Source organism: Streptomyces seoulensis (genome assembly GCF_004328625.1).
Taxonomy (GTDB): domain Bacteria; phylum Actinomycetota; class Actinomycetes; order Streptomycetales; family Streptomycetaceae; genus Streptomyces; species Streptomyces seoulensis.
The window spans coordinates 2,816,456-2,829,479 of the sequence record NZ_CP032229.1 but is presented as its reverse complement, the minus strand read 5'-3'; the positions used below and the strand labels follow the sequence as shown (position 1 = coordinate 2,829,479).

Below are 13,024 nucleotides of genomic sequence, written 5' to 3'. Positions count from 1 at the left end.
TGGGTAGGGGGTTGACGCCGGGCGCCCGAATCGGCCCCTGTGCAGGGATATCGGCACAACCGTGCCGGGGTGCGCGGAAGGGGGCCCCGCGAGGCCCCCTCCCTGTGAACTGCCTGTGTGCGCCGGTCAGTCGGAGAGACGCTCGCCCGTGGAGGTCGAGAACACGTGGATCTCGCCCGGCCGCGGCACGACGTGCAGCGTGGAGCCCTTCTCCGGCACCTGACGGCCGTTCACCCGGACGACGAGGTCCCGCACGTCCCCGTCGACCTCGACGGCGCCGTACACGTACCCGTCGGCGCCCAGCTCCTCGACGACGTTCACCGAGACGGCGAGGCCGGCCGGGGCGTCGGCGCTGTCCTTGGTCAGCGTGGTGGCCGCCGTGCCGCCGCCCAGCTCGACCACGTCGAAGTGCTCGGGGCGGACGCCGACCGTCACGGTGGTGTCGCCCCGGTCGGCGGCGGCCGAGAGCGCGTCCCGGCTGACCGGCACCACGCTGTTGCCGAACTTCACACCGCCGTCGGTGATCGGCACCTCGACGAGGTTCATCGCGGGGGAGCCGATGAAGCCGGCCACGAAGAGGTTGGCGGGGCGGTCGTACATGTTGCGCGGGGTGTCGACCTGCTGGAGCAGACCGTCCTTGAGCACGGCCACCCGGTCGCCCATCGTCATGGCCTCGACCTGGTCGTGGGTGACGTAGACGGTGGTGATGCCCAGACGCCGCTGGAGGGAGGCGATCTGGGTACGGGTGGAGACGCGGAGCTTGGCGTCCAGGTTGGACAGCGGCTCGTCCATGAGGAAGACCTGCGGCTCGCGGACGATCGCCCGGCCCATCGCGACACGCTGGCGCTGACCGCCGGAGAGCGCCTTGGGCTTGCGGTCCAGGTACTCGGTGAGGTCGAGGATCTTGGCGGCCTCCTCGACCTTCGCCCGGATCTCCGCCTTGTTGACGCCCGCGATCTTCAGGGCGAAGCCCATGTTGTCGGCGACCGTCATGTGCGGGTAGAGGGCGTAGTTCTGGAACACCATGGCGATGTCCCGGTCCTTGGGCGGCAGGTGGGTGACGTCGCGGTCACCGATGCGGATGGCGCCGCCGTTGACGTCCTCCAGCCCCGCGAGCATGCGGAGCGAGGTGGACTTGCCGCAGCCGGACGGGCCGACGAGGACGAGGAACTCGCCGTCCTCGATCGCGATCTCCAGCGCGTCTACGGCGGGCTTGGTGGAGCCCGGATAGATCCGGGTCGCCTTGTCGAACGTGACAGTGGCCATGGTGAGGGGCCCCCTTCTACCGGCAGGAACGTGCCGGACGATCCGTTGTAGGAAGGTGGTTCGTTGGTTCACCCAGGTGAACTGGCAGGACCGTACCCGCCCCCGGCCTGCCCTGTCAGTACCCGGACGCTCCTCAATTTCCGTCCCCCGCCCCCCACCCCCGCTTGGGTACACTGCACCCACGGGCCCACCGGCCCCCGCCTCCTTAGCTCAGTCCGGCCAGAGCAACGCACTTGTAATGCGTAGGTCGTCGGTTCGAATCCGACAGGGGGCTCCGCGAAAGGCCCAGGTCAGAGTGCTTCTGACCTGGGCCTTTTTGGGTTACTTGACCTGGCCGAAGGGGTCCTCGACCGTGTGGCCGTTCGCGTTGTTCCAGAAGTTCTGGATGAGGTAGCCGTACTCGGGGAGGTCGTTGAGGAAGGGGGCGAACATGGCCTCGGCGGTGGGGAGCTTCCAGTCGGCCTGGAGTTCGCAGCCGAGGGCGAAGGTGGTGACGAGTTCGGCGCCGGTGTTCGCCATGCGGGTCATGGCCGCCTGGGCCTCGTACTGGTTCCAGGCGCCGCAGGCGTCGATGACGGGCAGGACGCGGTAGCCGTCGTTCAGCATGGCCAGGGTCGGCATCGCGGTACAGGTGCCGATGGTGATGCCCGCGATGATCACGTGGGTGCGCCCGGTCCGGGCCATCAGCTCCTCCAGGGCGGAGCGGAAGCTCGGGTCCTCGTAGCAGTTGATGATCCCGGTGCGGCGGCAGATCGGCTCGTCCGGGAAGAGCTCCTTCAGCTCCGGGATCGTGTCGCCGTTCTGCCACTGGGCGTTGGAGGAGCTGAGCAGGACAGGGATGTCCAGGGCCTTGGCGATGCGGCCGAGGCCGACCACGTTCGCCCGCAGGGTGGCGAGCGACTGGAAGTCCCGGATGCTGGTCATGAGGCCGATCTGATGGTCGATCAGCAGCATCACGCTGTTCTGCGGGGTGGGCTTCTCGTACGGCGTGCGCCCGGCGGACCGGGCCTCTTCGGGGGAGGAAGCGCAGGGCTGCACGCCGTCGGTGACGGGGCTGACGATCTCGCGGTTCGACATGGCCTGATGACCACTCGATGGCTGGATTCACAGCAGATGCGCGCCTGAGTGCGACTGATCGCCGTGCTGGAACTGCTTCCGGGTGTGCTCGACGCCCAGTTGCGCCGCGACGCCGACCTGACGCACTTCGACTACCACGTGCTCGTCGTGCTCGCGCAGGCGTCCGAGGACGAGCTGCGCATGACGGCCCTGGCCGACCGTACGAACGCCACGCTCCCGCGCCTCTCCCATGTGGTGCGCCGGCTGGAGGAGCGGGGACTGGTGGCCCGTTTCCCCTGTCCGGAGGACAAGCGGGCCACCAACGCCCGCCTCACCGAGGCCGGCCGGGAGAAGCTCGCCGCCGCCCCGGGGCATGTGGCCACCGCCCGGTACAGCGTCATCGACGCCCTGACCCCGGAGCAGCTCGACCAGCTGGCCGACATCGCCGACGCGGTACTCCAACGGCTGGACCCTGACGGGGCCTTGACCAGGCCGTTCGATTAGCGGGGCCGCGAGGCCGGACACGACGGAGGCCGCCCGCACCGGTGACGGTGCGGGCGGCCTCCGGGGCTGCTCAGGCCGGTGTCAGCAGGGACGTCAGCGCCTCGCGGAGCACCGTGTCCGGGTCCGCCGCCGCGCTCGTCGCGCGCCAGGCGACGAAGCCGTCGGGGCGGATGAGGACCGCGCCGTCGGCCGTGGTGCCGTGGGCCTTCGCCCAGTCGTCACCCTCGGTGTCGTAGGTGAGGTCGGCGTCGGGGGTGGGACCGACGCGGTAGGCGTCGAGGGCGACGCCGTCCTCCGCCGCCACGCGGCGGGCCGCCGCGTACCAGCCCGCGTCGTCGGGGGAGTCGGTGAGCAGGACCATCGAGCGCTCGTACAGGTCGAGCGTGGACAGCCGCAGGCCGCCCCGGCGGAGCCAGAGGTGCGGGGCGCGGCTGCCGGGGCGGCCGTCCAGGGCGAGGCCGTCCGGGACGACCTCGGCGTAGGGGTCGGCGCCGAGGACCGCGCCGGCCGGGTAGCGGTAGCCGAGGACCACGTTGAGGATGCCGCCGCGCTTGGCGCCGCCCACCCCGGGGGCCGGGGCGAAGCCGGGGTGGCTGTGCTCGACCGAGCGGGCCGAGGCGCGGGCGCTGGTGGCGGCCGCGACCGGGCGGCGCTCGGCGCCGTAGGACTCCAGCAGGCCGGGGCCGGCCCAGCCGGAGAGGACGGCGGACAGCTTCCAGGCCAGGTTGTGGGCGTCCTGGATACCGGTGTTGGAGCCGAAGGCGCCGGTCGGGGACATCTCGTGGGCGGAGTCGCCGGCCAGGAACACCCGGCCCGAGGAGTAGAGGTCGGCGACGCGTTCGGCGGCACGCCAGGAGGCCATACCGGTGATCTTCACGTCGAGTTCGTCCACGCCGACCGCCCGGCGGATGTGGTCCCGCAGCCGCTCCTCGGTGAAGTCCTCCAGCGTCTCGCCGCGCTCGGGGTGCCAGGGCGCGTGGAAGACCCAGTTCTCCTTGTTGTCCACGGGCAGCAGCGCGCCGTCCGCGTCCGGGTGGGTGAGGTAGCAGCAGATGAAGCGCCGGTCGCCGACCACGTCGGCCAGCGCGCGGGACCGGAAGGTGACGCTGACGTTGGCGAACAGCTCGCCGGGTCCGCTCTGCCCGATGCCGAGGGCCCGCCGTACGGGGCTGCGCGGGCCGTCGGCGGCGACGAGGTAGTCCGCGTGGACGGTGAACCGTTCCTCGGTGTTCCGGTCGAAGACCGTCGCCGTCACTCCGTCGGCACCCTGCTCGAAGGACTCCATCTGGTGGAAGTACCGGAGGTCGCCGCCGAGTTCGCGGGCGCTGTCCAGCAGGACCGGCTCCAGGTCGTTCTGGCTGCACAGGCACCAGGCGGTGGGGCTGAACCTCGCCAGACCGCCGCCCGGGTCGATGTTCCGGAACAGCCACTCCCCGGCGTCACCCACAAGGGTGGGCGTCTGGAGGATGCCGTGGTTGTCGGCGAGGAGCGAGGCCGCCGCCTTGATGTCCGGCTCGACCCCGGCGACCCGGAACAGCTCCATCGTGCGGACGTTGTTGCCGCGTCCGCGCGGGTGGATCGAGGTCCCGGAGTGCCGTTCGACGAGCATGTGCCGCACACCGAGACGGCCCAGGAACACGGACATGGACAGGCCCACCAGTGAGCCGCCCACGATGAGGACGGGGACCCGGTGGTCGGCTTTCTGATGCATCGAAGCCTCCAGTGGCTGGGGGTGGGCGCGTGGGGCGCCTCGGACTCTTCCTTCCCGGTGACGGCGGCTCCGCGTGCCCAATCACCCACGTGGTTCACAGGAGTCGCGGGCTTGTGGAGCCCGGCACAGGATCAAGGAACGCTGCCGGACCCGATCCCAGGCCGGCACCGGTTCTGCCCCGCGAAGGAGATGTGTGCAGGATGACCACCACGTCTGAACGTCCCTCAGAAACGCCGGCACGCGAGGTGTCCAGGCGTGTATCCCAGTCCGTGTTCGACGGCTCCCCGCTGCGGGTCGTCCTCCTGGTCGACGTGTACGACGGCGCGCAGCAGCAGTTCCTCGAGGCGTACGAGCAGCTCTGCTCCCAGGTCACGCAGGTGCCCGGACACGTCAGCGACCAGCTCTGCCAGTCCATCGAGAACCCCTCGCAGTGGCTCATCACCAGCGAGTGGGAGAGCGCCCCGCCGTTTCTCACCTGGGTGAACAGCGAGGAGCACGTGCACATGGTGGAGCCGCTGCACTCCTGCGTGCGCGACACCCGTTCGCTGCGCTTCCACATCGTCCGTGAGACGGGCGGCTCCGCGGTCCCCGTCGAGCCGGCCCCCGGCCGCCGCCTCCAGGCGCACCCGCGCATCGGTGACGGAGTCATCCGGCACGCGCTCACCTTCACCGTGAAGCCCGGCACCGAGGAGAAGGTCGCGGCGATCCTCGCGGACTACGCCTCGCCGAAGGCCCAGGTGGACGACACCACGCAGCTCCTGCGGACCTCGCTGTTCATGCAGGGCAACCGGGTGGTGCGGGCCATCGAGGTGCGCGGCGACCTGCTGGCCGCGCTGCGGCACGTGGCCCGGCAGCCCGAGGTGCGGGCGGTCGAGGAGGCCATCAACCCCTACCTGGAGCAGGACCGGGACCTGGACGACCAGGAGTCGGCCCGGATGTTCTTCACCCGTGCGGCGCTGCCCGCGGTGCACCACGTGGTCGCCGACGAGCAGGCGGAGGGCAAGCGCCTCGCGCTGTTCTACCCGGCCCGCGCCGGCCAGGGCATGCGGCTGGCCGAGCTGCTCTCCCAGCACGACCAGACCGCCGCCGACGACCCGGCGAGCGCGGTGCTGCGCAGCACGGTCTTCCAGCGCGACGACGTGGTGGTGCGCCTGGTCGACGTGCGCGGCGACAGCGTCGAGGCGCTGCCCGCCGACCCGGCCGCGGCCGCCGAGCTGCGCACGCTGCTGGCCGGCGACGCCGCCCGGATGGACCTCGTCACCGACCGCCACGCCTCGGACGTCTGATCCGGTGGCCGCCCCTCACCCCGCACCCGCCGACGCGGCACATTCCACGGAGGAAGCTGTGATCCAACACCGTCCCAAGATCATCGACCTGAAGGACACCGAGCACAACACCCGGCGCGGCGGCGACCTGCGCGCCATGCTGACCCCGGCGACGGTCGGCTCCACCAGCGGCTTCATGGGCGTGGCCATCGTGCAGCCCGGCGACCGCATCGGGGAGCACTACCACCCGTACTCCGAGGAGTTCGTGTACGTGATCTGCGGCCGGCTGGAGGTGGACCTCGACGGCGAGGCGCACCCTCTCGCCCCGGAGCAGGGCCTGATGATCCCCGCCCACATGCGGCACCGCTTCCGCAACGTGGGTGACGAGGAGGCGCGTCTCGTCTTCCACCTGGGCCCGCTGGCCCCGCGTCCGCAGCTCGGTCACGTCGACACCGAGGAGACGGACGTGATCGGGGCCGCCGCGGTGGTGACCGAGGCCGGTGGTGCCGTCGCCGCCGGCCGGGAACAGGTGCGCTCATGACCCGGCGGGTGGCGGTCACGGGCATAGGCATCGTGGCTCCGGGCGGGATCGGTACGCCCGCGTTCTGGGACCTGCTGTCCAACGGCCGGACCGCGACGCGCGGCATCACCTTCTTCGATCCCTCGGGGCTGCGTTCACGGATCGCCGCCGAGTGCGACTTCGACCCGGCGGCCTACGGGCTCGACGCCGAGCAGGTACGGCGGTCGGACCGGTACATCCAGTTCGCCCTGGTGGCCGGCGACGAGGCGGTGCACGACTCGGGACTCGACCTCGCGGCCGAGGACCCCTGGCGGATCGCGGTGTCGGTCGGCACCGCGGTCGGCGGCACCACCCGGCTGGAGAACGACTATGTGCTGGTCAGCCATGGCGGCCAGCGCTGGGATGTGGACCACACCCAGGCCCGTCCCGAACTGCACCGGGCGTTCTCGCCCAGCACGGTCGCCTCCTCGGTGGCCGAACGGTTCGGCGCGCGGGGTCCGGTCCAGACGGTGTCCACGGGCTGCACCTCGGGCCTGGACGCCGTCGGGTACGCCTTCCACACCGTGCAGGAGGGCCGGGCGGACATATGCCTGGCCGGTGCCTCGGACTCGCCGATATCCCCGATCACGATGGCGTGCTTCGACGCGATCAAGGCGACGTCCCCGAACAACGACGACCCGGCGCACGCCTCCCGCCCGTTCGACAACAACCGTGACGGGTTCGTCATGGGCGAGGGCGGCGCGGTGCTGGTGCTCGAGGAGCTGGAGCACGCACGGGCCCGCGGTGCGCACGTCTACTGCGAGCTGAGCGGGTACGCCACGTTCGGCAACGCGTACCACATGACCGGTCTGACCCCCGAGGGCCTGGAGATGGCCCGCGCGATCGAGACCGCCATGGACCAGGCCCGGATCGACCCGACCGCGATCGACTACGTCAACGCGCACGGTTCCGGCACCCGGCAGAACGACCGCCACGAGACGGCCGCGGTGAAGCGGGCGCTCGGGCAGCACGCCTACGACACTCCGATGAGCTCCATCAAGTCGATGGTGGGGCACTCCCTCGGGGCGATCGGGGCCATCGAGGTGGTGGCGTGTGTGCTGGCGCTCGCCAAGCAGGCCGTCCCGCCGACCGCGAACTACGAGACCCCCGACCCCGAGTGCGACCTGGACTACGTCCCGCGCGAGGCCCGGGAGCGGAAGCTGAACGGCGTGCTCTCCGTGGGCAGCGGGTTCGGCGGTTTCCAGTCCGCGGTGATCCTGACCCGGCCGAGGGAGTGAGGACACGATGAGCGCAACCGAGGAACGGCGCGCGGCCGTCACGGGTATCGGGGTGGTCGCGCCGAACGGCATCAGCACCGAGACCTTCTGGAAGTCCACCCAGGAGGGCATCAGCGTCCTGGACCGGGTGACCCGGGAGGGCTGCGAGGACCTGCCGCTGAAGGTGGCGGGCGAGGTCCGCGCGTTCGACCCCGGCGTGGTCGAGGAACGCTTCCTGGTGCAGACCGACCGCTTCACCCACTTCGCCATGGCGGCGGCGGACCTGGCCCTGGAGGACGCCCGGCTCGGCCAGGCGGACACCGAGGCCGACCCCTTCTCCATCGGGGTGGTCACCGCCTCCGGCTCCGGCGGCGGCGAGTTCGGCCAGCGCGAGCTCCAGCAGCTGTGGGGCAAGGGCAGCCGGTTCGTCGGCCCGTACCAGTCCATCGCCTGGTTCTACGCGGCCAGCACCGGCCAGATCTCCATCCGGCGGGGCCTCAAGGGGCCCTGCTCGGTGGTCGCCTCCGACGAGGCGGGCGGTCTGGACGCCCTCGCACACGCCGCCCGCGCGGTACGCCGGGGCACCGATGTGATGGTGGCCGGCTCCACCGAGGCGCCGCTCGCGCCGTACTCGGTGGTCTGCCAGCTCGGGTACGGGGAGCTGAGCGGCGAGAGCGACCCGGCGCGGGCGTACCGCCCCTTCACCGACGCGGCGTGCGGGTTCGTGCCCGCCGAGGGCGGGGCGATGCTCGTCGTCGAGGCGGAGCGGTCCGCGCGGGAGCGCGGGGCCGAGGTCCGGGCGTACATCGCCGGACACGCGGCGACGTTCACCGGGGCCTCCCGCTGGGCGGAGTCCCGCGAGGGGCTGGCGCAGGCCATCCGGACCGCGCTGGCGGAAGCCCGGTGCGCGCCGGAGGAGGTCGACATGGTCTTCGCCGACGCCCTCGGGGTGCCGGAGGCGGACCGTGCCGAGGCGCTGGCGCTGGCGGACGCGCTCGGCGCGCACGGGCGCCGGGTGCCGGTGACGGCGCCGAAGACCGGTATCGGCCGCGGCTACTGCGCGGCACCGGTGCTGGACGTGTCGGCGGCGGTGCTGGCGATGGAGCACGGCCTGATCCCGCCGACGCCGAACGTGACGGACGTCTGCCACGACCTGGACCTCGTGACCGGGAGCGCCCGCGTGGCCCAGCCGCGCACGGCGCTGGTCCTCAGCCGGGGCCTCATGGGGTCGAACTCGGCGCTGGTGCTGCGGCACGGCGCCAAGTAGGCGAACAGCAAAGGAGAGAACGGCATGAACGCGCAGATCACCGAAGAAGAACTGGCCGCCCTCATGAAGAAGGCGGCGGGCATCACCGTCACCCCGGAACTGCTGCGGGAGCAGCCCGAGACCCCCTTCGAGTCGCTGGGTCTCGACTCGCTCGGCCTGCTGGGCATCGTCGGCGAGCTGGAGAACCGGCACGGCACCCCGATGCCCCCGGACGCCGAGCGCTGCAAGACGCCGCGGGCGTTCCTCGACCTCGTCAACAGCGCACTGATGGCAGGAGCCTGACATGGCCGGACACACCAAGAACGAGATCACCATCGCCGCTCCGCTCGACCTGGTCTGGGACATGACCAACGACCTGGAGAACTGGCCGCAGCTGTTCAGCGAGTACGCGTCCGTCGAGGTCATCAAGCGTGAGGGCCGCAAGACGACGTTCCGGCTCACCATGCACCCGGACGACAACGGCACCGTGTGGAGCTGGGTCTCCGAGCGGGAGCCGGACCGCGAGAACCGCACCGTCCGCGCCCGCCGCGTGGAGACGGGCCCCTTCGCCCACATGGACATCCACTGGGCGTACGAGGAGGTGCCGGCCGGCACCCGGATGGTGTGGACCCAGGACTTCGCCATGAAGCCCGAGGCGCCGGTCGACGACGAGTGGATGACCGACAACATCAACCGCAACTCCAAGGTCCAGATGGCGCTCATCCGGGACAAGATCCAGCAGGCCGCCGGGGACCGCCCCGCCCCGGCCCTGGCCGACTGACCGGCGAGCGGCCGAAGAGGCCAGAGAGGACACCTGCCATGCACCAGGGACTGATCGTGGCCCGGATGGCACCGGGCTCGGCCCAGGACATCGCCAAGATCTTCGCGGAGTCGGACCGGGGCGAGCTGCCGCACCTCGTCGGGGTGCGCCGCCGCAGCCTGTTCCAGTTCGGCGATGTGTACATGCACCTCGTCGAGTCGGACAGCGACCCGGCCCCGGCCATCGCCAAGGTGGCCGGCCACCCGGAGTTCCGCGGGATCAGCGAGCGCCTGTCGGCGTACGTCAGCGCGTACGACCCGGAGACCTGGCGCTCCCCGAAGGACGCGATGGCCGAGCGCTTCTACGTCTGGGAGCGCGACTAGCCGTCCGGCTCCGTCCTAGGAAGACCACCGGCCGCCGGGCCCGCAGCGTCGCGGGCCCGGCGGCCGGTCTTCGCCGTACGGGTCCGCGTCAGCCGGCGACGTGGCACTCGAAGGCGTGCAGGTACGGGTTGACCGGACGGATGTCGTCCACGACCAGGCCCGCCGAGGTGAGCCGGCCGGTCATGGACTCGGTGGTGTGCTTGGCGCCGCCCACGTTCAGCAGGAGCAGCAGGTCCATCGCGGTGCTGAAGCGCATCGAGGGGGTGTCGTCGACGAGGTTCTCGATGACGATGACGCGGGTGCCGGGGCCGCCCGCGGCGGTGACGTTGCCGAGCAGCCGGGCGGTGCTCTCGTCGTCCCACTCCAGGATGTTCTTGATGACGTAGACGTCGGCCTTCACCGGGACCGAGGCGCGCACGTCGCCGGGCACGATCTCGGCGCGGTCGGCGAGGTCGCCGGTACGCAGGCGGGGCAGGGCGTTCTCGACCACGCGGGGCAGGTCCAGCAGGCTGCCGCGCATCGTCGGGTACTTGTCGAGCAGGCAGGCCACCACATGGCCCTGGCCGCCGCCGCAGTCCGCCACCGAGTCGGCGCCGGACAGGTCGAGCAGGGCGGCGACCTCGCGGGCCGACTGCTCGCTGGAGCGGGTCATGGCCTGGTTGAAGACGTCCGCGGACTCGGGGGCGTCCTCGTTGAGGTAGGTGAAGAACTCCTTGCCGTAGAGGGACTCCACGACGTTGTCCCCGGTGCGCACGGCCTCGTCCAGCTTCGGCCACGCGTCCCAGGTCCACGGCTCGGTGCACCACAGGGCGATGGCACGGAGGCTGTTGGGGTCGTCCTCGCGCAGCAGGCGGGACATGTCGGTGTGCGCGAAGGTGCCGTCCGGGTGCTCGGCGAAGACGCCGTAGCAGGACAGGGCGCGCAGCAGCCGGCGCAGCGGCTTGGGCTCGGTCTTCACCGAGGCCGCCAGGTCCTCCACGGTCTTCGGCTCGTCCCCGAGGGCGTCGGCCACGCCGAGCCGGGCGGCGGCCCGGACGGCGGCGGCGCAGGCCGCCCCGAACACCAGCTCGCGCAGGCGCATGGGGGGCGGTGGGGCTGTCTCAGCGGTTGTCATCTGCCGCCCTTTCTCGTTCTTCGGCCTTCTTCGGTCATCGATGGGCAGCGGGCGGGCGGTCAGCACAGGCCCGCGGGCTTCGAGGCCCGGCAGGAGTTGCGCTCGAACCGGTTGCCCTTGCCCGTGTCGGTGTTCACCAGGTCCGCGGGGGCGTTGGCCGACAGGGTGTTGCCGTCGACGCGGTTGTTCTCGCCGAGGGTGCCGACCATGCTCTTGAAGAGCACGATGCCGCCGGAGAGCGGGGACTTGCCGGCGTTGCCGCGCACGTAGTTGCCGGTCACGCGGGTCTGCTCGACACCGGTCAGCACGATGCCGGAGCCCTGGAGGGCGGGCAGGCGCTCGGTCTTCGGGCAGGACTTGTTGTTCTGCGTGACGCGGTTGCGGGCGACGGTGAGGTGACCGGCCTTGGGGGTGTTCTCGTCGCCGACGACGAAGACACCGGCGCAGTTGCCGCTGATGCCGTTGTCCTGCACGTTGACGTCGCGCAGGCGGCGGACGGTGACGCCGATGCGGTTGTCGTCGAGGCGGTTGTGCTCGACGAGGGCGCCTCCCGCGTCGTACGCCCCTGCCTCCTCCTTGATGGTGTTGGCGAGGAAGAGTCCGGCGTCGCCGTTGCGCTCGGCGACGTTCTCGCGGAACACACCGCCCGTGGAGCGCTCCTGGGCGATGCCCCAGGTGTCGTTGTCGACGGCGTGCACATGGCGGACCGTCATGCGGTCGGTCGCCATGCCGAAGACGCCGGCGCGGGCGAACCCGGTGACGGTGAGGTCGGCGACGGTGACGTCCCGGACGTCCTTCTTCTTGGTGCCGAGGACGCAGATGCCGTTGCCGTTCTGGGCGCAGGTGTTGGCGTCCTTGCCGGTCTTGACGGCGGCGGGCTTGACGATCGTACGGGCGCCCGCGCCGCGCAGCGTGATGCGGTCCGTGCCGATCTGCACGCTCTCGTGGTAGGTGCCGGCGAGCACCAGCACGGTGTCCCCGGCCCGCGCGGCGTCGACGGCCTTCTGGATCGACCCGCCCGGACGGACCACGAGCGTCTGGTGAGCGGCGGCCGCCGGGACCGCCCCCACACCCGCACTCACGAGCGCCGCGCTACAGGCGAGATATACGAGGTGACATCTCTTCATACCGCGTACGGTATGACCGTTTCATCCGGTATTCCGCGCGATGGTCCGTCCGGGGGCGTGTCTGTGAGGGGTCACCCGATCGGCCTACCGGGCCGACCGGAGGCTCGCCGGGCCCCGGCGCATCCGGCCGCCCATACTGGCGGTGTGAGCCGGGTCGGCGGAGTGCGACGAGGGTTCCGGGCGGTCGTGGCCTATGTGCGGTCCGCGCCCGGGACCTATGTGTGGCTGGGGGTGCTTTTTGTGACCACTGTGGCTATGCATCACATGTCGCCGGAGTTCGAGAAGGAGTTCTTGCGGCAGCGATCGACCAATATTCATGAGCTGTCGCAGAACCCGGTGCGGGTGCTGATCACGAGTGGGATGTGGATCGACGGGGGGCGCTGGCTGCCGTACGCGGTGGCGTACAGCGTGTTTCACGCGCAGGCGGAGCGGTGGCTGGGGACGGTCCGGTGGGTGGTGGTGTGCGTGGCGGCGCATGTGCTGGCCACGCTGATCAGCGAGCTGGCGCTGCTGAGGGCGATAAACGACGGGCATGCTCCGGCTTCGGCTGTGAACACGCTCGATATCGGGGTGAGTTACGCCCTCGCGGGGGTCATGGGCGTGCTGACGTACCGGATCGCGCCGCCCTGGCGGTACGCGTACCTCGCGGTGCTGCTCGCCGTCTACACCGTCCCCCTCGTCGACGGCCGGACCTTCACCGACGTCGGGCACGCGCTGGCCGCGCTGATCGGGCTGGCCTGCTATCCGCTGACGCGGGACCGGGGGAGTACGTGGAAGCCGTTCCGGAGCCGGGCCGCGCCGTCCGGCTGACTACGC

14 protein-coding genes and 1 tRNA gene are annotated in these 13,024 nt (G+C 71.2%); 10 read left to right on the top strand and 5 right to left on the bottom strand.

The genetic code is table 11. The features are described from left to right. Positions 1 to 126: 126 nt before the first annotated feature. Positions 127 to 1,266, bottom strand: coding sequence for an ABC transporter ATP-binding protein (locus tag D0Z67_RS13105; RefSeq protein WP_031184008.1), 1,140 nt, complete (start codon positions 1,264 to 1,266; stop codon positions 127 to 129). A gap of 199 nt (positions 1,267 to 1,465) precedes the next feature. Here D0Z67_RS13105 and D0Z67_RS13100 point away from each other — a divergent pair. Then, positions 1,466 to 1,540, top strand: a tRNA-Thr gene (locus tag D0Z67_RS13100). Positions 1,541 to 1,587: 47 nt separating this feature from the next. Here the strand turns inward: D0Z67_RS13100 and D0Z67_RS13095 are convergent. Next, the gene (locus D0Z67_RS13095; RefSeq protein ID WP_031184009.1) at positions 1,588 to 2,343 is read right to left on the bottom strand and encodes an isochorismatase family protein; all 756 of its coding nucleotides are present in this window, start codon (positions 2,341 to 2,343) and stop codon (positions 1,588 to 1,590) included. Positions 2,344 to 2,391: 48 nt separating this feature from the next. Between D0Z67_RS13095 and D0Z67_RS13090 the strand changes: the two genes are divergently transcribed. After that, a complete protein-coding gene (locus tag D0Z67_RS13090) occupies positions 2,392 to 2,826 on the top strand; it encodes a MarR family winged helix-turn-helix transcriptional regulator (protein WP_199812245.1) in 435 nt (144 codons plus the stop codon). A gap of 70 nt (positions 2,827 to 2,896) precedes the next feature. Here D0Z67_RS13090 and D0Z67_RS13085 read toward each other — a convergent pair whose 3' ends face one another. Continuing rightward, a complete protein-coding gene (locus tag D0Z67_RS13085) occupies positions 2,897 to 4,537 on the bottom strand; it encodes an FAD-dependent oxidoreductase (RefSeq protein ID WP_031184010.1) in 1,641 nt (546 codons plus the stop codon). 200 nt (positions 4,538 to 4,737) lie between these two features. Between D0Z67_RS13085 and D0Z67_RS13080 the strand changes: the two genes are divergently transcribed. The 7 genes from D0Z67_RS13080 to D0Z67_RS13050 are packed head-to-tail and all read left to right on the top strand — an operon-like array spanning position 4,738 to position 9,967. Continuing rightward, positions 4,738 to 5,823, top strand: a complete 1,086-nt coding sequence (locus tag D0Z67_RS13080) for a SchA/CurD-like domain-containing protein (RefSeq protein ID WP_031184011.1) — start codon at positions 4,738 to 4,740, stop codon at positions 5,821 to 5,823. A 58-nt stretch (positions 5,824 to 5,881) separates the two neighbouring features. Continuing rightward, the gene (locus D0Z67_RS13075; protein WP_031184012.1) at positions 5,882 to 6,343 is read left to right on the top strand and encodes a cupin domain-containing protein; all 462 of its coding nucleotides are present in this window, start codon (positions 5,882 to 5,884) and stop codon (positions 6,341 to 6,343) included. Beyond that, complete coding sequence (locus D0Z67_RS13070; protein WP_031184013.1) at positions 6,340 to 7,599, top strand: beta-ketoacyl-[acyl-carrier-protein] synthase family protein; 1,260 nt, start codon at positions 6,340 to 6,342, stop codon at positions 7,597 to 7,599. The genes D0Z67_RS13075 and D0Z67_RS13070 overlap by 4 nt, the downstream gene beginning before the upstream one ends. Positions 7,600 to 7,606: 7 nt before the next feature. Next, positions 7,607 to 8,845, top strand: coding sequence for a ketosynthase chain-length factor (locus D0Z67_RS13065; RefSeq protein WP_031184014.1), 1,239 nt, complete (start codon positions 7,607 to 7,609; stop codon positions 8,843 to 8,845). Between the two features lie 24 nt (positions 8,846 to 8,869). Next, complete coding sequence (locus tag D0Z67_RS13060) at positions 8,870 to 9,127, top strand: phosphopantetheine-binding protein (RefSeq protein WP_031184015.1); 258 nt, start codon at positions 8,870 to 8,872, stop codon at positions 9,125 to 9,127. Between the two features lies 1 nt (position 9,128). After that, complete coding sequence (locus D0Z67_RS13055; protein WP_031184016.1) at positions 9,129 to 9,605, top strand: SRPBCC family protein; 477 nt, start codon at positions 9,129 to 9,131, stop codon at positions 9,603 to 9,605. A 38-nt stretch (positions 9,606 to 9,643) separates the two neighbouring features. Then, the gene (locus D0Z67_RS13050; RefSeq protein ID WP_030804500.1) at positions 9,644 to 9,967 is read left to right on the top strand and encodes a TcmI family type II polyketide cyclase; all 324 of its coding nucleotides are present in this window, start codon (positions 9,644 to 9,646) and stop codon (positions 9,965 to 9,967) included. 88 nt (positions 9,968 to 10,055) lie between these two features. Here D0Z67_RS13050 and D0Z67_RS13045 read toward each other — a convergent pair whose 3' ends face one another. Together D0Z67_RS13045 and D0Z67_RS13040 are read right to left on the bottom strand one after the other, a co-directional pair. Next, positions 10,056 to 11,081 carry a methyltransferase gene (locus D0Z67_RS13045; RefSeq protein ID WP_031184017.1) on the bottom strand — a complete coding sequence of 342 codons (1,026 nt, stop codon included), beginning with the start codon at positions 11,079 to 11,081 and terminating at the stop codon, positions 10,056 to 10,058. A gap of 59 nt (positions 11,082 to 11,140) precedes the next feature. Then, positions 11,141 to 12,208, bottom strand: coding sequence for a right-handed parallel beta-helix repeat-containing protein (locus D0Z67_RS13040; protein WP_031184018.1), 1,068 nt, complete (start codon positions 12,206 to 12,208; stop codon positions 11,141 to 11,143). A 144-nt stretch (positions 12,209 to 12,352) separates the two neighbouring features. Between D0Z67_RS13040 and D0Z67_RS13035 the strand changes: the two genes are divergently transcribed. Then, positions 12,353 to 13,018, top strand: coding sequence for a rhomboid-like protein (locus D0Z67_RS13035; protein WP_051888198.1), 666 nt, complete (start codon positions 12,353 to 12,355; stop codon positions 13,016 to 13,018). Positions 13,019 to 13,024: the final 6 nt, after the last annotated feature.

Bases quoted from the DNA above. Each gene is read 5' to 3' on its own strand.
- D0Z67_RS13105 (WP_031184008.1), bottom strand. From the start codon at position 1,266: ATGGCCACTGTCACGTTCGACAAGGCGACCCGGATCTATCCGGGCTCC.
- D0Z67_RS13095 (WP_031184009.1), bottom strand. From the start codon at position 2,343: ATGTCGAACCGCGAGATCGTCAGCCCCGTCACCGACGGCGTGCAGCCC.
- D0Z67_RS13085 (WP_031184010.1), bottom strand. From the start codon at position 4,537: ATGCATCAGAAAGCCGACCACCGGGTCCCCGTCCTCATCGTGGGCGGC.
- D0Z67_RS13080 (WP_031184011.1), top strand. From the start codon at position 4,738: ATGACCACCACGTCTGAACGTCCCTCAGAAACGCCGGCACGCGAGGTG.
- D0Z67_RS13070 (WP_031184013.1), top strand. From the start codon at position 6,340: ATGACCCGGCGGGTGGCGGTCACGGGCATAGGCATCGTGGCTCCGGGC.
- D0Z67_RS13065 (WP_031184014.1), top strand. From the start codon at position 7,607: ATGAGCGCAACCGAGGAACGGCGCGCGGCCGTCACGGGTATCGGGGTG.
- D0Z67_RS13060 (WP_031184015.1), top strand. From the start codon at position 8,870: ATGAACGCGCAGATCACCGAAGAAGAACTGGCCGCCCTCATGAAGAAG.
- D0Z67_RS13055 (WP_031184016.1), top strand. From the start codon at position 9,129: ATGGCCGGACACACCAAGAACGAGATCACCATCGCCGCTCCGCTCGAC.
- D0Z67_RS13050 (WP_030804500.1), top strand. From the start codon at position 9,644: ATGCACCAGGGACTGATCGTGGCCCGGATGGCACCGGGCTCGGCCCAG.
- D0Z67_RS13045 (WP_031184017.1), bottom strand. From the start codon at position 11,081: ATGACAACCGCTGAGACAGCCCCACCGCCCCCCATGCGCCTGCGCGAG.
- D0Z67_RS13040 (WP_031184018.1), bottom strand. From the start codon at position 12,208: ATGAAGAGATGTCACCTCGTATATCTCGCCTGTAGCGCGGCGCTCGTG.